We start from the raw sequence: 18,849 nt of genomic DNA on the forward strand, positions 1-18,849 counted from the left end.
GCGGGCTTACTCGGTCAGCAACTGACCAATTACCGCGCCTACGCGCAGATCATCGATCTGGCCAAAATGATGAAGCCGTATGTAGCCTGCTTTATCAATCAATATCAGACTGGGCGTACCCTGCAGCCTGTAGGCGCGCATGGTCAAGGGAATGGGATCCGCCGGATCGGCCTGATCGATGCCTATCGGGAAGCCAAGGCGGTATTCATGGACGAATGCCTGCAAGGCAACAGGGGTCATGGCCTCATGATGCTCGAACACTGAATGTAAACCGATTACCTGAACCTTGTCGGACGGAAAAGCCGTATGTATCAGCTTGGCTTGAGGAATGCAGTGAGACACGCAGCCAGGGCAGAGCATCTGGAACGCATGCAGCACCGTTACCTTGCCACGCAAGGACTCCAGGCTGATGGGGGCCACGGTATTCAACCATTGGCTGATCGACCAGGGTTGAGCCTGCTCGTAGGATGGATTCACGCTTTTCTCCAGGAAATACAGCATGGACAGCCATGCTGCAAGCTGCCGGTCGGGGTAAAGCCGCGAGGGCGGCTTTTACAGAGAGGCAAGCTCGGCAAATTGCTGCCGCCTACTATAAACTTTTTTCAGAAGCGTGGCCGTATAGTGTCAAGCGAATCGCCTATCGGCTGGATGCATCCCGAGCTATCGGTAAAATCATTCTCTCGATTAAAAATGGTAATAGAGACAAGATTGAATGAATACCACCTATCTTGAGAGCTTTGTCAAAGTCGTCGAATCGAAATCCTTCGCCGAGGCTGCACGCAGGCTTGACATCACTTCGGGCGCCGTCGCGGCCCGAATCCGTACGCTCGAGGAAGAGTTGGGCATAGCCATTATTCAGCGTTCCGGACATACCGTGAAACCGACTGAAGCGGGAATGCGCGTCTATGACCGTGCGAAAGCGCTGATTCAGGAAACACGGGATCTGCAGGCCATTGCCAAAAAGGGGACTCTAGTCGGAGAGCTCAGGCTCGGTGTGTTTCCATCAGCCTTGACAACTCACCTGCCGGAATTGCTTGAAAAATTTTGCAGTATTTATCCCGAACTGTCGATTTTCATCGCATACGGCCCATCGGTTGAATTGTGTCACAAGGTGCACAGTGGCCAACTTGACGTGGCTGTCGTCATCGAACCCCAGTACACCATTCCCAAGAATTGTGAATGGTGTACTTTGCAGGAAGAACCGCTGATTGTTATCGCACCGCCAGCGCTCGCCGGCCGCAGTGCTCACGACCTGTTGCTCACAGAGCCTTTCATTCGCTACGACAGGGCCGCATATAGTGGTCAGCTTGTCGATCGCTACCTCAAGGACAATCGCATAGTTCCCAATCAACGCCTGGAAATCGATAGCCTTTTGACGATAGTCTCTCTGGTGGAACGCGGAGTAGGGGTGGCGCTGGTTCCCGATTCATTCTCGATTTGGTATCAAACCTGTTCGTTGCTCAAGGTTCCTTTGCCGGAGAGGACTCCAATTCGGCGAATTGGATTGATTTGGGCAACGCAGGGGCCGCGTATCGCGTTGGCCAAAGCTTTGGTAGATCATGCTCAAAAAATCTTTGCCTGATTTTTATCCGATATTCAGAAGCAATTCTGCGTTCAAACACAATTTTTTTTCCGTTTAAAGAAAAAATAATTGCAGTTCGATTACACGTCGCTCCACTAGAATTTTGATCTATAAGGCCTTCTGCAATTTGATGGCAACACCTCAGTTTTGATCAAAAAGCCATGCTGATTGAAACAAGCATCGCTAACTCTAATGGTATGAACAATGATTGGATTTCGGATTCTTGAATGCAAACATCGAGTGGCGCAGTCGTGGGCTGAAAAATTCCGCGCTCTCCCGGTAGCAAATATCAGCGATGTCATGGCGCGGATAACGGCGGGCGGGCCGGGTTTGCGCCCAATGCATTTGTCGGGCGTGCTCTCAGGTCCGGCTTTTACTGTCAAGACTCGCCCGGGTGACAACCTTATGGTGCATAAGGCCCTGGATCTGGCACAGCCAGGAGATGTGATCGTGGTTGACGCCGGGGGCGATCTGACCAATGCCATCATAGGTGAAATCATGGTAAGCACGGCGCAAAAAAGAGGCATTGCCGGTTTGGTCATCAATGGTGCCGTTCGCGATGTGGGAGCAATAGGCACAGGGCATTTCCCGGTCTACGCGGCTGGCATTACGCATCGCGGCCCGTATAAGAATGGTCCGGGTGAAATCAATGTGTCAATCAGCCTGGATGGAATGATTGTCGAGCCTGGTGATTTGATTGTCGGCGACGAAGACGGGCTGTTATGTGTTCCTTTTGATCATATCGATGCTGTCTACGAAGCGGCCAAGACCAAGCACGAGCTCGAAATAAAAATCATGGCTGACATAGCCAACGGTTCATTGGACACCTCGTGGATTGATGCCAGTCTGAATCATCTGAATTGCGAGATCGTAAAGTAATTTTTATAAAAATAAAGCCGCAAGCTTAAATCGCAACAGACATGAAAACTAAAAACGTCGTAAGGCTCAATCTTTGGACTGATGCCAGTTTTGACCAAATTCTGGCGGCATGTCCGCAGAGCAGCCTGAAAATTCTCGATATCAAGACTCCCGAGAATGAAATATGGGCAGCACTGAAACGGGCGCATATTTACCACATTTCCGCTGCCAAGGATGAAGTTCCGAAAACTTGGTTTGTAACTGGAGAGTTATTGCAGCGCTGCCCCGAATTGGTTTGTATTTCGACGTCGGGTGCAGGCTATGACACAGTCGATGTCAAGGCATGCACCAATGCGGGAGTATTGGTAGTCAATCAAGCTGGTGGCAACGCCAACTCCGTGGCTGAGCATACGTTTGGCCTGCTACTTGCAGTTTCGCGCCGCATAGTCGAATCCGACAACAAGTTAAAAAGAGAGGCCGGATTTTCCCGCGAAGATCTTATGGGCCACGAACTGAATGGCAAGGTTCTCGGCTTGGTTGGCCTTGGCCATGCTGGAAGCCGTACGGCGCAGATTGGTGATGCATTTGGCATGAAAGTATTGGCTTATGACCCCTATCTGACGCCTGCCGAGATGGCGATGCGTGGCGCGCAATCCACGGCCCTGGACGAGTTGCTTGAATCTTCGGATATGGTTTCTTTGCATTGCCCGCGTAATCGGGAAACCATGCATCTGTTTGACTCACAGGCCTTTGCAAAAATGAAGCGTGGGGCACTTTTCATTACAACAGCACGCGGCGGAATCCACGACGAAGAAGCCCTATATGCAGCACTGATTTCAGGGCATCTTGGAGGAGCTGGGCTGGATGTCTGGGAGACGGAGCCACCATCGGCAGGCCACCCTTTATTGTCGCTTCATAACGTGGTGTCGACTTTCCATACAGCAGGGGTCACTTACGAGGGGCGTAAAAATGTTGCACGAATGGCCGCCGAACAGATTGTCAAGATTTGCACGGGCGGCAATCCAGACCGAGTCATCAACAAGGAAGTTTTACCCGCGTTTTTGTCACGGCTCCGCTCTTTGGATGGCTGAGACTCAATTGGAAATCAGCCTGAAGCCTGTGCAGCGGGAGCTAGCCGCTTTGAAGCCACACTACGTCGCACTTAACTGCGGCACATCACAACCATAATTCAAAACAGGAGATATACGATGTTTTATTCCCACACCAAGTTTTTGAAAATAAAGTATCTGGCACTCGGTGCTATTGTTTCGACGCTCCCTTCTTTATTTTATAGCCCTGCTGTTCAGGCAGCATATCCAGATCATCCCATCAATATGATTGTGTCCTACGGTCCTGGCGGCGGCACAGATCTTGTCGCACGAGCCATTGCGCCATTTATCGCAAAATACTTGGGAAATAATGCACAGATAGTGGTGCTGAATCGCCCAGGAGCTGGCGGTGCCATTGGATTTACCGACATTGCCCGCGCCAAACCCGATGGCTATACCATTGGTTTTCTGAATACCCCCAATATGCTCACGATTCCGATTGAACGGAAATCCAATTTTCATTGGAAAAATTTTGATCTGATTGGTAATTTGATTGACGACCCGGACAGTTTCGCCGTTCTCGAAAGCAATCCAATCAGGTCGCTTAAAGATCTAGCCGAATACGCCAAGAAAAATCCCGGAGCCGTCACCGTCGGAACAACCGGGGCCGGATCGGATGACCATCTGGCCATGCTACTTTTTGAAAAATATACAGGCACCAAGCTGACGCATGTTCCATACAAAGGAGCCGGTGAGGTGCGCGGTGCGGTTTTGAGCCAGCAAATCGTAATGGCTGCTATGAATGTGGGCGAAGTCATGGCCTATAAAAAGGGCGGATCTCCCATGAGGGATTTGGGTTCCATGAGTGAAAATCGTACCGACTTGGCGCCGGAGCTTCCAACTTTCAAGGAGCAAGGCTATAACATAATCATGTCATCGCTGCGTGGTATCGGAGCCCCCAAAGGCTTGCCTGACGACGTAAACCAGAAACTTGTCAAGGCTGTACAAAAAGCCGTACTTGATCCGGAATTCCAAGCGCAGGCACATAAGTTATTTGTTCCCATCCGTTACCTCGCGCCCGCCGACTATAAAGCAGAACTGGAGCAGGGTGAAAAAGACTTTCAGGCATTCTGGAAAGAAACACCTTGGTCTGAACAGTAAAGCGCGTGTGAAATCGGCATGACAAAACTTTGCGCCCCGCTATAATTGCCGCAAGATGACGACGCACTCAAAAAAACGGCTTGAACGCCTCTTGTGCCTGGACGATTTCGAAGCCGAGGCCAAAAAATACCTGCCCAGGGCCATTTTTGAGTATATTGCGGGCGCCGCCGAAACCAATTTTTCGGCCAATGACAACCGTGCCGTTTTCAACGAGTTGGCTTTTGTGCCCCGCATCTTGCGTAATGTAGCAAAGCCGGCCAGCGATATTGCTTTATGGGACGATATGTATTCGGCCCCATTCGGCATCGCACCCATGGGTTTAAGCGCCATATCGGCGTTTCGTGGAGACTGCGTGCTGGCGCAAGCCGCCCATGACAAGAACATCCCCATGATCATGAGCGGCTCGTCGCTGATTCCATTGGAGGATGTTGCGCGGATCAGCGGCAATGTGTGGTTTCAAGCCTATCTACCGGGTAGCGAAGATCAAATCACCTCGCTGGTCCAGAGAGTCGCCCGCGCCGGCTATCAAAAACTGGTTATTACCGTCGACACCCCAGTGGCCGCCAATCGAGAAAATAACATCCGGGCCGGGTTTTCGACGCCCTTGCGGCCCTCGTTGCGACTATTGATGGATGGCGTTCTTCATCCCCGCTGGACTCTAGGCACATTCTTAAGAACGGTGTGCATGTATGGAATCCCACATTTCGAAAACAACTACGCCACGCGTGGGGCTCCGATTATTTCTCGCAACATCTTGCGCGACTTTTCCGATCGCGGCCATCTTGACTGGTCTCATTTCAAACTGATCCGCAAGCTCTGGGCCGGCAAGTTGGTCGTCAAGGGTATTATGGCGCGGCCTGATGCGCTGCTGGCCCGCGAGCATGGCGCCGATGGAATCATCGTGTCCAACCATGGCGGGCGTCAGTTGGATGGCGTGTTGTCGCCGCTTCGGGTACTGCCTGATATCGTGGACGCCTGCCCCGATATTCCTGTGATGATGGACAGCGGTATTCGACGTGGGACCGATATCGTCAAAGCACTGGCTTTGGGCGCAAAATTTGTTTTTGTAGGCAGGCCGTTCGGATACGCGGCAGCGATAGGAGGGCGGCATGGAGTCGGGCACGCCGTGGATCTGCTGGCTTCCGAATTCAAGCGCAATCTCAGCTTGCTGGGTTTGACTAAGCCGCAAGACATAAATGAGCAGTGCCTTGCCGTTTTGTTGAATAATAGTGTTTTCAGTAAGTATCTTGGCTGAGGTGGGGGTAGCAGATGTCAATGAGCACAGCCAGTGCCAGCGCAACTGAATTATCTGGTGATCGAAAGGGCTTTCCCTGGAGGCCGGCATGATGCTCTGGGCCCACGCAGGGCCTTCAATACTGGCGGCATTCCTCGCTTCGCTGGTCGAGTTCGTCGAGGCCCTGACTATTGTGCTTGCGGTAGGCACAGTGCGCGGCTGGCGATCCGCCCTGGCGGGCGTCGCCGGTGGCGCGGTCTTGCTTGCGGTTATGATTCTTGTCTTTGGCCCTCTGCTGGGACGCATGCCTATAGGGCTGCTGCGGCTGGCCATAGGGATGTTGCTGCTGCTCTTCGGCATGCGCTGGTTGCGCAAGGCCATATTGCGGGCAGCCGGCGTTGTCAGGCTGCATGATGAGCAGGCGGCCTTCGAATCCGAAACCGCGGCATTGCAAGCCTCCGGGGTAAACATCAAAGGCAGGCTCGACCCACTGGCTGTGGCGACCGCCTTCAAGGCCGTGCTGCTTGAAGGTGTTGAAGTGGTTTTTATTGTCATTGCCGTGGGCGCCGCCGGCAATATGCTCATACCCGCCAGTGCGGGTGCGGCCTTGGCCGGTCTGCTTGTCATCGGGCTGGGCGTAATGCTGAAAAAGCCGCTGGCCCGTATTCCCGAAAACACACTCAAATTCGCGGTTGGCATATTGATATCGGCCTTCGGGATTTTCTGGGTAGGCGAAGGGTTGGGCCTGGCATGGCCGGGCGCAGATCTGGCGATTCTATTGCTGGTGCTTGTGCTGCTTGTCGTATCGCTGTTTGCCGTCAGTTTGGCCCGCAAGCGGTTTCAATCCATCGGTGGCGCGCAATGAAAGGAATCATCGAGTTCATGCGCAAAGTAGGGCGCCTGTTTGTGGACGACGGCAGTCTGGCAATTGCGCTCATTGCGTGGTGCGTGGCGGCCGGATTGGTATTGCGGGTTTTCGCTGCACAAAGCCCGTGGAGCGCGCCGCTATTTTTCCTGGGGTGCCTGGTGATCCTGCTGAGCAACATCATGCAGACGGTCAAGCGGCATAAATAAGGCAGGCATGAAAGGCATCGCCTGGCCTGGGCCGCTTCGCGGCGCGCTTGCAGCCCAAGCACCGTATTTTCAGTCAGGTTCCCCAATAAATCCAAATTCGACCGGTACTTTGGAATAGAAAAGACGTAGTTCGGGCGTGTCTCTGAGGTGCTTCAGAAATGCATCGCATTCGGCCTGCGACACCACCATGGTGATCTCGATAGGCTGATCCGCCAAATCAAAAAAACGCGCCGAATGAAGGCGCCGTCCGCTGCCTATGCCTTCTTGCGCAGCAAACATTGTGGCACCGCGAATCTGCATGGATTGAGCCAGGTTCAGCAGCCACTGATGAAGCGGCATATTTTTATAAGTGCGATCCTGCTGCATGAAAAAGCTCAACTGATAGCCTGTCATGGTACCGACTCCTTGTTCAGCTATGGGACAAGTATTGCACAATGACGATGCCAAGCAAGGTCAGCCCGATAGAACCGACAACATGCAAACCGATCTCAAGCGCGGCGCTGGCAATCTCCCGACTCTGTATCAGGCTGCCAACCTCGAGCGAAAATGTGGAGAATGTGGTCAGCCCTCCCATGAATCCCGTGATTACCGCCAATCGCCATTCTGGGGACAAGCCGCTGTGGTTTCTGAAAAACTCGCTGGCAACCCCTATAAGCAAGCCGCCTATAAGATTGGCCGCCAGGGTGCCCAGCGGTATCGTGGGCCAGAACGAGTTCAAGCTCAGTCCCAGAATCCAACGCAGCAGTGCACCCAGCGCCGCACCAATCGAGATCGCGAAAATTGCAGTTCCCATGATGTTCAATCCGTACGGGAGTCGGTGCAATTTGAGCAAACAGGCATGCCCGGTTGGGGCGCGACAGGGAAAGAGGGAAGTACACGAGTCGGTACGGCGGGGGTAAGCAGCCAGGTTTTCATGGGGCGAGATCCTTGTAATGAATATGTGATCCTGGCCGATAAAATCGCTGCTTGCACGCGGGCCCGCAGCTCCTGACCCAGGAACCTGCAGGCATCATCATCCGGCGCGTGCCGACGGTTAACGGAGGAATGCCATCTCCGCGCAAAGTGTAGCAAGCGCTGCTACGGCACGCAATCAAATCGCATGATCCGGCATATCTGCCGGCATTTTTACATCGCACTTTGAGCACGCGGTGCGTTGCACCGTGGCCCATGCATTATGAGTCCATATTATGGATTGGTAACTACCCCTAATATCCTTGATTCTTCTTGTTGCAGGAAACATATTCATTTATCATAAGCCATGAATCTGTAGTTCGATCCATTATATGGACCTTATTGCAGAAATGCTCCTCGGCTGCCCCACAAGGACTTCATGCCGAGGAACACATCATCCGGGATTTAAGTTGCAATACGCCACGAGCCATTGCCGCTTTTTAAAGGTTTTCGCCATGAGCAGCAGAGTCTTGTCTGTCGACGATTGGGATGTCGACCATTTTCAATTATCCATAAACGCCGGCGAAAGCATCTGGAATGGCGTGCACCAGGCGCTGGACAAGGCTGCAATCAGGTTTGCCCAACTTGAATTTGCGCCCGGCATGCTGGACTTGGCCGTCTACCATACCGCGCCTCCCGAAACTACCGGCAAGACCTTGGTAAAGTACGGCACGGGGATCAACATAGGCAAGGCTTTGCTTTTTTCGGCCAATGCGATCTACGGCCTTGGGAAGAACGAAACCCCTTTATTGCATTGCCACGGTTTTCTGATTGATGCGGACAACCGGATGCACGGCGGCCATTTAAGCGTGATGGATTGCATGGCCGGCGGCGCAGGGCTGACCATACAGGTAACATCCACGCCCAATACCGGTTTCGCCGTCGAATTGGACCGCACATCGAATATGCACGTATTCCACCCCGTCAAATACGAGAGGCCAAGCCATGGAGTCTAGGCTAGTCAGCGGCAAGTTCGGCCGCATTTTTTCCGCCCGCTTGCTTTGCAATGACGATCTGGTCGAAAGCGTTGAGGAACTGTGTGCCAGAAACCAGGTCGAGAATGCTGTGGTCAAGGGCGGCCTGGGCAGCCTGTTCCGCGCCCGGCTGGAACAGTCGGCTGGAGATACCTCCAAGACTGTCGATGTGGAGGGCTATGCGGTAGAGTTGCTGTCCCTTTCCGGGAATGTGTCGGTCGATGCAAGGTCCGGGCATGCCGCGGCGAATTTATTCGGCATAGTCGCCGATAACCAGGGTACTGTTTTTGCAGGCAAGTTCGTGCGGGGCTCATCGCCAACCTGCATTACCATTGAAATGACGGTGCAGGAGTGGTTGCCCGATTGATGCCTGCAGTCTGTAACCGTATGGCCGTATGGCGACTCATGAAATGCAGGCCGGACACGCGCCAGTGGCTCGCACCTGGCTACGATGTGAAAGCCAGAGAGCGGCCAGGGCGGCCAGCATGAAAATCGCCGTTACCAGAGGCAGCGGAGCTACGCCAAACACCGAATAGATTCGGCCTGAAGCATAGGACCCGGCCGACATGCCGATATATATGGCAGACGAATTCATGGCCAGCACCAAGCCTCGCGACTCCGGCGCAAGTCCGATCAGGCGGCGCTGCTGGGAAGGCATGAACAGGTCATTTCCAATAGCCCACAAGGCAATCAGTGCGATCGCAATCGACAGGCTGGCCGGAGCTGCGAACAATCCGATGAAGGCAAGGCCCAATATGCCCAGCGCAATGGCCACCGAACGTTCCGCAGGCCACACATCGCCAATGCGTTTCGCGATCGTGTTGCCGGCCAGCCCTGCCAGGCCCAACATGAACAATGCGAACGACACTTGTCCGACAGTTGCATGAAAGCGCTCATGCAACATGGGAGAAATCATGGTGTAGGTAACGAACATGCCAGCCATTTCCAGCGCCATGACGGCTATCCCGAACGCAATCGATTTTTCTTTGGCCACGCTCAGGAATTTGCTCAAGGTCATCGGTGCGCTTTCGTCCCTGTCCCGGACGAATCCAGCCGATAGTGCGCAGGCAAGCAAGCCAAAACAAGCTACGCCGAGCATCATCGGTCTCCATCCCAAATGAACGGCCAGCCATGCCGACAAAGGCACCCCCAGCACAGATGCCATGGTCATGCCGCTGAACACGGTTGCCAGCGCTCGCCCCTGTTGTTCTCGCGGGACAATGCTCGCTCCAATTACCGAGGCAACAGGCCCCACCGCGGAAGCTCCGAGTGCGGCCACAACTCGTGTGGCAATGAAGCCGGCGTTCGAGGGCGCGAGCGCGGAAAGCAGGGTGCCCAGTGCCATCATGCCCAGGCCGCGCAGCAGCAGTGTGCGGCGCGGCACGTGCGCCAGAAATATTTGCACCGCGGGCGCGGCGATTGCAAATGTTATGGCGAATGCGGCCACGGCATTCGCGATATCGGCCCGGCTTGCCGCCAGGCCTTGCGCAATGGTGGGCAACGCACCCACGACAGCCAGCCCGGCTACACCCATGGCAAAGTAGGCCAGACTCAGGACAAGCAAGGAAAAAAAAGTGGATGACTGTCGCATGAAGAATTTCCGTCGATATTTTCAAACCCATGGATGGCAGTCTACGAAGTCCTGACCTAAAATTGAAATAAATTACAAAGATATAAGGTATAAATATGATAAATATGTCAGGAGTGGATCTTAATTTACTGATTTCGCTCGATACCTTGCTGGAAGAGCTGAACGTAACCAAGGCGGCCGTTCGCCTGGAAATAAGCCAGCCAGCCCTTTCGGCACAATTGCAACGATTGCGCAAAATGTTTGGCAATCCCTTGCTGCTGCCTTCGGAAACCGGCCGAGGCATGATTCCCACCGCACGCGCGCTGGAGATGCAAGCCGAGCTGCGCGAGCTGCTCAAGGGATTGCAGACGCTTGTCAGACGGGAACCTGCATTTGATCCGGCCACGGCACAACGAACCTTTGCCATAGCGACATCTGACAACGCGGTCCTGAGTCTGGGTTTGCCGCTGATTGCACGGGTGGCTGCCCAAGCAGGGCCCGGCGTTCAATTGACGCTGCGTAATGTCGTTTCCAGCCGGATTGCGGCCGAATTGAGCGACGGCACTGTCGACCTGCTGATTGGCTCTGAACGTGCTGTCCCGGACACAATGCGCGGCAGGCCCTTGTTGCCTGACGGTTTCGTCATGGCACAGCGCAAGCGCCATCCTCGCGGACCAGACCCTCTGGACATGGATATCTATTGCGCGCTGGATCACGCCCTGGTCTCAACCAGCGGCGGCAGCCTGCATGGTTATCTGGATGAGCAACTGGCCAGGCTCGGGCGTCGTAGAAAGGTCCTATTGTCCGTGCAGCACTTCACCCTGATGCCAGCGATTCTGCTCGCTACCGATTACGTGTGCACTTTACCGCGCCAGTTGGCCGCGCGCTTCAGCGATCAACTGGATCTGTTCGAATTGCCATTCGAAGTGCAAGGGTTCACTTTGTCGGCGGCCTGGCATCCCAGGAATCACGTTGATCCGGCCAGCTTGTGGCTGCGAGGGCAGTTGCTTGAGGTAGCAGAAGAAGCGATCGAAACAGGAAAAAGAGCCGCAATAGGCATTCCCGCAAAGCGGCTGGCATGAACGGCAAATATGCGGATTGACCCCATATCCGTCCTTTAGGATTACACTCGAAAAACACCTAGTGTCTGAAACCGGGGCTTTCAGGGCCATCGGAAATTATCGACTGCCGGAACACACATCATGAAGCTTAGTCGTATCCTTGCGGCGCTATTGCTGTCCGCTATTTCGGTTTCCTCGTTTGCGCAGTCCGCGCGAGTACGCGGAGAAATCGAAAAACTCGATAATTCCATCCTGACCATAAAAACCAAGGATGCAACCGTTTTTCATATCAAGCTCGAGGACACCGCCAAGGTCACAGCCATGGCGGCCGCCAGCTTGGCGGACATCAGCACCGGAAAATTTGTCGGCACAGCCGCCCGCCCAGGGTCCAATGGCCAATTGGTGGCGCTTGAAGTGCATATTTTCCCCGAGAGCATGCGCGGGACCGGCGAGGGCCATCGCCCCATGGATAATGAAAACACCATGACCAACGCAACCGTGGAAAACGTGGTGACTGCTGTGCATGGCCGTATATTGACTCTGCATTACAAAGGTGGAGAGCAACAGGTTCAAATACCGGATGGCGTACCGATTGTAATGTTGTCCCCAAGCGATCGCAGCGCACTCACGCCAGGGGAACACGTATCGATCCGCGCAACAAAACAAGCGGATGGCTCTATCAGTACGGCACGAGTCACGGTCGGATTGAACGGCCTAGTGCCGCCTTTATGACTGGATAGGCCTGACTGATACGTGCTGCGTACACAAATCACCGGAAATTTTCCTTTTCAACACAAAAGTGAGCCCTCCATGCCCGCAAGTTTGGCAATGCGCTTTCTCTTTACGGTTTTTATCGCTCTTGGAGCATTGAATTGCAATGCCGAGCCCAAAAAAACAGTATCGGGCCAGAAGGCGCCCGTCAAGGAAATCGCCAACCAGCACCTCGTCGTTACCACGCAGGACGGAACTGGAATCTTGCCGCTTTATGCCAGCCGCAAGATTGACGTTGCGGCGCCCGATATAAAAAGAGTGCTGATCATTGTTCACGGTACGCTGCGAAACGCGGATACTTACTTTGCCAGTGGCCAGGAGACTGTGCAGGACGCCGGAAAGAAAGGCGCAGGCACTATGGTAGTTGCGCCGCAGTTCCTGGCTCTCCAGGATCTGCGTGCATTCAAGCTTCCACCCGACACGCTGGCATGGAGTTCCGGGGGTTGGAAAGGCGGTGAACCGGCACGCGTTCCGGCTCCGATCAGTTCTTTTTCTGCATTGGATGCGCTGCTCGGGCATTTTGCCGATCGCACGCTATATCCGGCCCTGACGCAGCTTGTTGTGGTGGGGCATTCGGCCGGCGCTCAGGTTGTTCAACGTTATGCGGTAGCAGGCCGGGGCGAAGCAATCCCGCGCAAGGCGGGCATTGACGTTCGCTACATCGTGGCAAATCCATCAAGCTATTTGTATTTCAGCAACGACAGGCCTGCGCCGCAGGGTTCGTTCCAGCCCGCCGATATCGCATCGTGTCCCAAGGCCATCGAATGGAAATATGGGCTGAAAGACGCTCCCCCTTATGTTGCAAAACAGAACGAAGCCGGACTCGAGGCCCGTTATGCCATGCGCGAGGTTGTGTATTTGCTGGGTACGGCCGACACCAATCCGTACACCCATTTTATCGACCGCTCGTGCGCGGGAATGGCCCAGGGCCCATATCGATTGGCTCGAGGGCTGGCCTATTTCAGCTACATGCAACACCGCCATCCATCCCATCTGAAGCAATCCCTCGTTGAAGTGCCCGGGGTGGGGCATGACGCCCGGCGCATGTTTACTTCTGCGTGCGGGCAAGCCGTTCTGTTTGGCGAATCGATCCCGGCAAGCTGTCCACGCAAGCCGTGATGGCTTAATGCAGTACTATCGCTGCCTATGCTCCATGTACATGCCAATCTTTTCCTCGACGAACGCGAAATCGAATTCACCATGATTCGCGCCCAAGGCGCGGGCGGCCAGAATGTGAACAAGGTATCCAGCGCCATTCACCTGCGTTTCGATATTTCCCAATCGACCTTGCCTGAAGAGTGCAAGGCCGCCTTGCATGCGTTGGGTGATCGCCGCGTATCGAAGGACGGGATCATTGTGATCAAGGCGCAATCTTTTCGCAGCCAGGAAAAGAATCGCGCCGATGCCATCGAGCGGCTATTGACCTTAATTCGCGCCGCCGTGCACCAGCCCACGTTGCGCAAACCGACCCGCCCGACGCGCGCATCGCAACGCCGGCGGGTTTTGCGCAAAACCCTGCATGGCGAAGTCAAACGCTTGCGCGCCAAAATAGACGACCCCCACGGCTGAGCAGGCCAGTCGGCTAAAAAGGCCGAAAATCGCCATACTGATACGGCCGGTCGCGAACCGCCGCAAGGGATCAAATGAATAAAGTTGAAAACGATGCATCGATTTTGGCGGCGACACAGCATTGGCTTGTTCGCGCCGTTATCGGGCTCAATTTATGTCCATTTGCCAAAAGCGTCTATATAAAAAAGCAGATCCGGTACGTGATTGATCGCTCGATATCCGATCAAGACGTTTTGGCGGCGCTCGAGGCCGAAATGATTTATTTGGCTGATGCCGATCCGGCCCAGGTCGATACAAGCCTGTTGATCGTGCCCGATATCTTGAGCGACTTTCTTGACTACAACAATTTTTTGAATCGAGCCCAGCGCTTGCTCAAGCGTATGCGTTTGACCGGAGTATTGCAGATTGCAAGCTTTCATCCGCGCTATCAGTTCGCCGACAGGGGTACCGACGACATTGAAAACTACACTAACCGGGCTCCATATCCGATTTTTCAGTTGCTGCGCGAAGCCAGTATTGAGCGTGCGCTGGCAGGGTTTTCCGATACGAGCACAATCTACGAACGCAACCAGGAAACGCTCCGTCGCCTCGGCCACGATGGCTGGCACAATTGGCTGAATAAGCCCGCCGATGACTAACTGCATTGAATTGGATTATGCACACAGCGGTCGCCGGCCGGGTCACCGATGCTCGTCAGCCCATTTCCTGACCGCCGCCATGGTGTTTTTTACGTGGCCATCCGGATCCATACTGCTGTATTCATAGTAAATTTTATGGTCGGGGGTGATTACATAGGAGATGCGGTTGGCCATGTTCGGCATAAACGCCATCTTGGCATCGTATGCCCTGATTATTTTTGAATCGGGATCGGCCCCAACCGCAAATTTGCTCCTGCACTCGCTTACAGAGAATTTCTTGAGTTTGTCTAGCTTGTCGGCCGAAACGCCTAATACCGTCGCACCGTATTTTTTGTATTCGTCGGTCGCTTCGGCAAAATCATGCGCCTCGATCGTACAGCCTTTTGTAAAGGCGGCAGGATAAAAATAGAGCACAACCGGGCCTTTTTTAAGGGCCTCATCCAGGGAGAAACCGAAAGCATTGCCACCCAGGGTTGCTTCTACGGTAAAGCTTGGCGCCGGATTTCCCGCCGCCAGCGCGGCCTGGCTCGAAAGCGGCATGGAGCAGAGCAGGGCGCATGCCCCGTATCCGGCAAATTTGACTGGATCAAAGCGAAGTTTCATGATTTTTCCTTGATGTCGCAAGGCGCACAAGACTGGGCGGCACATCGATTGGGCGGCAACCTGCATCGATAACATTAGCCCAATCATTGCAACGACACACTTTATATGGCAATTCATTATGGCTCCTTTACGAACCCGGGGCGGGTTCGGATAAACAAATCGTCGCGTGGGTCAGCCCTGCAAGCCTTGTAAAAGCTGGCCATATCCCGCTACAGAGGCATTGACGCCGGCGACCCGCAATGCATTCCACATCATGGCCGATGCGCTGGATATGGCCGGCTTTCCAATGTCGCGTTCCAGCACTTCCAGTATATCGATCGTCGGCATGCCGACGCCGCTGAGAAATACGGCTTGGGCACCGACGACATCTACCTGCCGGGCGAGCCGATACGCCCGTTCCGCAGTTTCGTCGTAGATATTCGTCACGCCTTCAAGGCGCGCGCAACTGACGACTTCGAAGCCATGCGCTTGAAGATTGGCCTTGCATTGAAGCGTGGAGGCTTCGCTATAGGGAGTTCCAACCGCTACACGGCTGATGCCCAGATGCTTGAGAGCGGCAACGACGCTTCCAAAAGCGGTGATGAAGGGGATGCCTGTGGTGCTTTCGATGCGTTGCACGAGATCTTGTTCGGCAGCCCGGCCCAGGGTATAGCTGGTGGCCGTGTGTGCCAGGGTGATTACCGAAGGCTTCACCATGGACAAAAGCGCAATATTCTCGTCGAGATGCGCTATTTGCGTTCTGTTGCGTTCTTCTTGCCCCTCAAGGCTTCCCGCGATGCCGTGTGCGACCATGCGCGTGAAATGAGCCGATACGCCCGGTGGCGTCATCTTGCAGATTTCCGGCTCTGTCGTGGGACTGCCGGGTGGGATAAGAAACCCCAGTCGTGCGCGCCAACCTGTCATGGAAGAAGGTCCTTTTGATTTGAAGAAAAATAATTGCTGCGTATACAAAATCCACAGTCCAGGCATGGATAAATTGTAGTGTCGAAAGCCGGCCATCATACACAGCGAGCCGACGGCTATCGACGAGCGCTAATCAGCTGCGCCTATGCATGGGCCTTAACGGAGAACTGCCAGATGTTTGCCCCGAATCGGCAATCGCCTGGCCAAATTGATCGATGACGCGCAATGTTTTTGCCTGCGGGTCGAGTTCAATCTGCGAACCATGCGGCACCAGGGCAGTTACATCTTCATCGAATCCGGCAAGCATGGTAATGTCGCCCAGCGCGGCGCCTTGCACAAGAATGGTATTGACCGTATTGAAGACAATGGCCAGCGGCGCCATGTTGCGGGAGCGCATTTCATGCAGCATCCATGCGCTGGCAACTCCCCCCTTGGCGGTATCCAGCACCAGTATGCAGTCGACGTAGGATTGGCCGGCCAGTTTATGCGTGGGGCGTGAAAACACACCTCGAAGCCGGTCCAGGTCGTAGCGCGCCGAAAGTCCGTCATGGGCGACGAGGGCTTTACCCGAGACTTTGCGCCCCATTGCGTGGCGCGCGTGAAATAGCAGCGTGTTCATTGAAGTTCTCCTTTTTCAGCCGCTGCAATGCAGGCTTCCATCGAAGCAAGTTTTGGCACATAGCCATAGCCGCCCAGGATATTGACCAGTTTTGCGCTATTGGTTGCCAAGTGCTTCCAGCCTTTGGCTTCGGCAATCTCGCGTGCATAAGATTGATAGAAGCACATGCCCGACATCACCGTACCGCCCGCGGATTCTATGTCCTGGGTATATCCGAATCTGTCGGCATCAGGCTTGACTTGGGGGCTGGTAATTGCCAGTAACGGAACTTTAAAGCGCCGTCCCTTGCTTAGCGCAGCAATAGATCGCAGTTCATACAGACTGAGCTGCGGCGCGGAAAACACAACGACATCGACTTTATTGTCGACGGCATAGCTGTCCCGCAAAGCGTCAAGGTCGCTCTTTTTTATATGATGTTGCACTGGCAGGACATCGCCGCCGACATCGTCAAGGCGCGACGCTTCAGGTGTGATTCCGACCAGGTGGTAGAGGGCCGTCGATCCGAAACTGGCCATTGCCGCTCCGAAATGCTTGAGTTCGTCGGAACTTGGCGCTCTGTCTATCCCCTCTATAACGGGGACTTGCCAATAATTTCCCGCCAGACGGCCGATGACCCCGCCCAGCGCTCCCCATTCGTTCAGAGTGTTCGGGGTCCATTCCACACGCACGCGCAGCGTGGCTTGCCGGTGCTCGTCAAGATGAAAACCGTAGCGCGGTGTGCGGCCTGTCAGGCCGGCAGAGAGGGCGGAAGGGCCGCCTTCGAAATTGGACCGTGCGCCATTGACCGAATTGGAATAGATCACCACGCCGGTATCGCCGAACGCAACATGCTCGCCCCGAGTGGCGGCAAGCACAGTCTGGTAGTTGATGCAGGTGTCGGTCATGCTCACACCCAGCTTCACGAATGCATCGATGGCGCGCCTTTCCAGATGCAGCATCCAGTCGGCCTGGCCAATTACATCCGATTTCGAAAAATCGGTGCCGCGGGGATCGGTGATGGTCGGCACCCGGACCTGATGGCGGCCGTCTTTGGCTTCCGCCAGCCCTTCGAGCCACAACACTCCGGCTTGCCCCAGGCTTTCGGTGTCTGCCATGATATGGGCCTGCGTAATGGGAACGAAATCCCTGGCCCCAAAAAAATCCCCGACAGAGACCTGATGCCTGATTGCAATTTCCGCCACTTTGCCGAATTCTCCGGCAAGCATGGCTTTTTCTTCATCGTTTAAATTCATGGTTTCAATCCAGGGAAAGGCCGGTTTCGCGAACTGCCGCGCCCCATTTGGCAATTTCCTTTTTCTGGAACGCGGCCAACGGAACATCAAGCGGCTGCACGCCTATGCTATTGAGCCTTTTGGCATAGCTTTCGGAACGGACTATGCTTTCAAGCGCAGTAGTCAAAATGTGTTTTATATTGGGAGGTAATTTCGCAGGGGCAAATACAGCCCACCAGGCTGTTGCTTCGAACCCTTCGTATCCCGACTCGGATACCGTAGGCACATTCGACAACACACTCGATCGCGTTCGGCTGGTCACGGCCAGGGCAATCAACTTGCCGCTAAGTACATGCGGCAATATGGACTGCACCGGATCGAACATCAAAGGAATCTGGCCGCCAATCAGATCCGTGATTGCCGGTGAACTGCCTTTGTACGGCACATGCGTCAGCGTAATGCCGGCCGCCTTGCAGAACATGGCGCCGGCCAGATGCCCCGGCGTTCCATTGCCTGCCGAGCCATAGTTGATCAGGCCAGGCCGCGCTCGAGCCTGAGTTACGAGGTCTGCCAGCGATTTGAATCCGGCCTTGGGGTTGACGACGACGCCGATCGGCGCGCTGGCTATGGTGGATATAGGCGTAAAACTGGCAATGACATCGTAGGGCAGTTTTTTGTAGAGTGTGGTGTTGATGGCATTGGTTCCGACAGTCGCCATCAATAAGGTATAGCCATCTGGCGATGCCGTGGCGACCGCTTCTGCGCCTATGGATCCGCCCGCGCCGCCCCGATTGTCAATATAGACCTGCTGCTTCAGGATGTCGCCAAGCAATTTCGCCAGAGGCCTGGCAACAATGTCTGTCGGGCCTCCGGGTGGAAATGGCACGATCATGCGTACTTTGCTGGACGGATACGTTTGCGCCAACGCACGCGTCGATTGGAAAATGCCGGATAGTCCGGCAATTAGCGGCGTAAGCATCAATTGACGACGGTGATTCGAAAATGACATGGCACTCGCTCC

24 protein-coding genes and 1 riboswitch are annotated in these 18,849 nt (G+C 54.5%); of the genes, 15 read left to right on the forward strand and 9 right to left on the reverse strand.

The window, feature by feature from the left end:
- Window positions 1–6 precede the first annotated feature (6 nt).
- Window positions 7–477: a redoxin domain-containing protein gene (locus LSG25_RS02295; protein WP_370635936.1), complete on the reverse strand. Its 471-nt coding sequence runs from the start codon at window positions 475–477 to the stop codon at window positions 7–9.
- A gap of 32 nt (window positions 478–509) precedes the next feature.
- Between LSG25_RS02295 and LSG25_RS02300 the strand changes: the two genes are divergently transcribed.
- The 8 genes from LSG25_RS02300 to LSG25_RS02335 all read left to right on the forward strand — a co-directional run bounded on the left by LSG25_RS02300 (window position 510) and on the right by LSG25_RS02335 (window position 6,958).
- The gene (locus LSG25_RS02300; protein ID WP_232743109.1) at window positions 510–716 is read left to right on the forward strand and encodes a hypothetical protein; all 207 of its coding nucleotides are present in this window, start codon (window positions 510–512) and stop codon (window positions 714–716) included.
- On the forward strand, window positions 713–1,582 hold the full coding sequence (locus LSG25_RS02305; protein ID WP_232743110.1) for a LysR family transcriptional regulator: 870 nt from the start codon (window positions 713–715) through the stop codon (window positions 1,580–1,582). The genes LSG25_RS02300 and LSG25_RS02305 overlap by 4 nt, the downstream gene beginning before the upstream one ends.
- 204 nt (window positions 1,583–1,786) lie before the next feature.
- On the forward strand, window positions 1,787–2,461 hold the full coding sequence (locus tag LSG25_RS02310) for an RraA family protein (protein ID WP_232743111.1): 675 nt from the start codon (window positions 1,787–1,789) through the stop codon (window positions 2,459–2,461).
- Between the two features lie 41 nt (window positions 2,462–2,502).
- Entirely contained in the window at window positions 2,503–3,531 is a 1,029-nt protein-coding gene (locus LSG25_RS02315) for a hydroxyacid dehydrogenase (RefSeq protein ID WP_232743112.1), read from the forward strand.
- Between the two features lie 117 nt (window positions 3,532–3,648).
- Window positions 3,649–4,650: a tripartite tricarboxylate transporter substrate binding protein gene (locus LSG25_RS02320; protein ID WP_232743113.1), complete on the forward strand. Its 1,002-nt coding sequence runs from the start codon at window positions 3,649–3,651 to the stop codon at window positions 4,648–4,650.
- Between the two features lie 55 nt (window positions 4,651–4,705).
- A complete protein-coding gene (locus LSG25_RS02325; protein WP_232743114.1) occupies window positions 4,706–5,905 on the forward strand; it encodes an alpha-hydroxy acid oxidase in 1,200 nt (399 codons plus the stop codon).
- Window positions 5,906–5,993: 88 nt separating this feature from the next.
- Window positions 5,994–6,749: a COG4280 domain-containing protein gene (locus tag LSG25_RS02330; protein WP_232743115.1), complete on the forward strand. Its 756-nt coding sequence runs from the start codon at window positions 5,994–5,996 to the stop codon at window positions 6,747–6,749.
- Entirely contained in the window at window positions 6,746–6,958 is a 213-nt protein-coding gene (locus LSG25_RS02335) for a hypothetical protein (RefSeq protein ID WP_232743116.1), read from the forward strand. The genes LSG25_RS02330 and LSG25_RS02335 overlap by 4 nt, the downstream gene beginning before the upstream one ends.
- A gap of 69 nt (window positions 6,959–7,027) precedes the next feature.
- Here LSG25_RS02335 and LSG25_RS02340 read toward each other — a convergent pair whose 3' ends face one another.
- A complete protein-coding gene (locus LSG25_RS02340; RefSeq protein ID WP_232743117.1) occupies window positions 7,028–7,351 on the reverse strand; it encodes a DUF190 domain-containing protein in 324 nt (107 codons plus the stop codon).
- A gap of 16 nt (window positions 7,352–7,367) precedes the next feature.
- Entirely contained in the window at window positions 7,368–7,751 is a 384-nt protein-coding gene (gene crcB, locus LSG25_RS02345; RefSeq protein WP_232743118.1) for a fluoride efflux transporter CrcB, read from the reverse strand.
- A gap of 203 nt (window positions 7,752–7,954) precedes the next feature.
- Window positions 7,955–8,022, reverse strand: a riboswitch (Fluoride riboswitch).
- A 342-nt stretch (window positions 8,023–8,364) separates the two neighbouring features.
- Between crcB and LSG25_RS02350 the strand changes: the two genes are divergently transcribed.
- A complete protein-coding gene (locus LSG25_RS02350) occupies window positions 8,365–8,865 on the forward strand; it encodes a DNA-binding protein (protein ID WP_232743119.1) in 501 nt (166 codons plus the stop codon).
- Entirely contained in the window at window positions 8,855–9,250 is a 396-nt protein-coding gene (locus tag LSG25_RS02355) for a PPC domain-containing DNA-binding protein (RefSeq protein ID WP_232743120.1), read from the forward strand. Before LSG25_RS02350 ends, LSG25_RS02355 begins: the two co-directional genes overlap by 11 nt.
- Before the next feature lie 36 nt (window positions 9,251–9,286).
- On the opposite strand, the gene LSG25_RS02360 is transcribed toward LSG25_RS02355, so the two are convergent.
- Complete coding sequence (locus LSG25_RS02360) at window positions 9,287–10,474, reverse strand: MFS transporter (protein WP_232743121.1); 1,188 nt, start codon at window positions 10,472–10,474, stop codon at window positions 9,287–9,289.
- 95 nt (window positions 10,475–10,569) lie between these two features.
- On the opposite strand from LSG25_RS02360, the gene LSG25_RS02365 reads away from it, so the two are divergent.
- The 5 genes from LSG25_RS02365 to LSG25_RS02385 all read left to right on the forward strand — a co-directional run bounded on the left by LSG25_RS02365 (window position 10,570) and on the right by LSG25_RS02385 (window position 14,492).
- On the forward strand, window positions 10,570–11,535 hold the full coding sequence (locus tag LSG25_RS02365; RefSeq protein ID WP_232743122.1) for a LysR family transcriptional regulator: 966 nt from the start codon (window positions 10,570–10,572) through the stop codon (window positions 11,533–11,535).
- A gap of 120 nt (window positions 11,536–11,655) precedes the next feature.
- Complete coding sequence (locus LSG25_RS02370; RefSeq protein WP_232743123.1) at window positions 11,656–12,246, forward strand: hypothetical protein; 591 nt, start codon at window positions 11,656–11,658, stop codon at window positions 12,244–12,246.
- A 78-nt stretch (window positions 12,247–12,324) separates the two neighbouring features.
- Window positions 12,325–13,404, forward strand: a complete 1,080-nt coding sequence (locus tag LSG25_RS02375) for an alpha/beta hydrolase (protein WP_232743124.1) — start codon at window positions 12,325–12,327, stop codon at window positions 13,402–13,404.
- Between the two features lie 27 nt (window positions 13,405–13,431).
- Window positions 13,432–13,854, forward strand: coding sequence for an alternative ribosome rescue aminoacyl-tRNA hydrolase ArfB (arfB, locus tag LSG25_RS02380; protein ID WP_232743125.1), 423 nt, complete (start codon window positions 13,432–13,434; stop codon window positions 13,852–13,854).
- Between the two features lie 74 nt (window positions 13,855–13,928).
- Complete coding sequence (locus LSG25_RS02385; protein WP_232743126.1) at window positions 13,929–14,492, forward strand: DUF1415 domain-containing protein; 564 nt, start codon at window positions 13,929–13,931, stop codon at window positions 14,490–14,492.
- A gap of 42 nt (window positions 14,493–14,534) precedes the next feature.
- On the opposite strand, the gene LSG25_RS02390 is transcribed toward LSG25_RS02385, so the two are convergent.
- From LSG25_RS02390 to LSG25_RS02410, 5 genes are all read right to left on the reverse strand, one after another.
- The gene (locus tag LSG25_RS02390) at window positions 14,535–15,095 is read right to left on the reverse strand and encodes a peroxiredoxin (RefSeq protein WP_370635937.1); all 561 of its coding nucleotides are present in this window, start codon (window positions 15,093–15,095) and stop codon (window positions 14,535–14,537) included.
- A 171-nt stretch (window positions 15,096–15,266) separates the two neighbouring features.
- Window positions 15,267–15,998 (reverse strand): aspartate/glutamate racemase family protein, encoded by a 732-nt coding sequence (locus tag LSG25_RS02395; RefSeq protein WP_232743127.1) that lies wholly within the window; start codon window positions 15,996–15,998, stop codon window positions 15,267–15,269.
- A gap of 133 nt (window positions 15,999–16,131) precedes the next feature.
- Window positions 16,132–16,617, reverse strand: a complete 486-nt coding sequence (locus tag LSG25_RS02400) for an aconitase X swivel domain-containing protein (RefSeq protein WP_232743128.1) — start codon at window positions 16,615–16,617, stop codon at window positions 16,132–16,134.
- Window positions 16,614–17,849, reverse strand: a complete 1,236-nt coding sequence (locus LSG25_RS02405) for an aconitase X catalytic domain-containing protein (protein ID WP_232743129.1) — start codon at window positions 17,847–17,849, stop codon at window positions 16,614–16,616. Before LSG25_RS02405 ends, LSG25_RS02400 begins: the two co-directional genes overlap by 4 nt.
- A gap of 4 nt (window positions 17,850–17,853) precedes the next feature.
- A complete protein-coding gene (locus tag LSG25_RS02410; RefSeq protein ID WP_232743130.1) occupies window positions 17,854–18,837 on the reverse strand; it encodes a tripartite tricarboxylate transporter substrate binding protein in 984 nt (327 codons plus the stop codon).
- Between the last annotated feature and the right edge of the window lie 12 nt (window positions 18,838–18,849).

It is taken from the genome of Paralcaligenes sp. KSB-10, assembly GCF_021266465.1.
In the GTDB taxonomy this organism is placed as follows: domain Bacteria; phylum Pseudomonadota; class Gammaproteobacteria; order Burkholderiales; family Burkholderiaceae_B.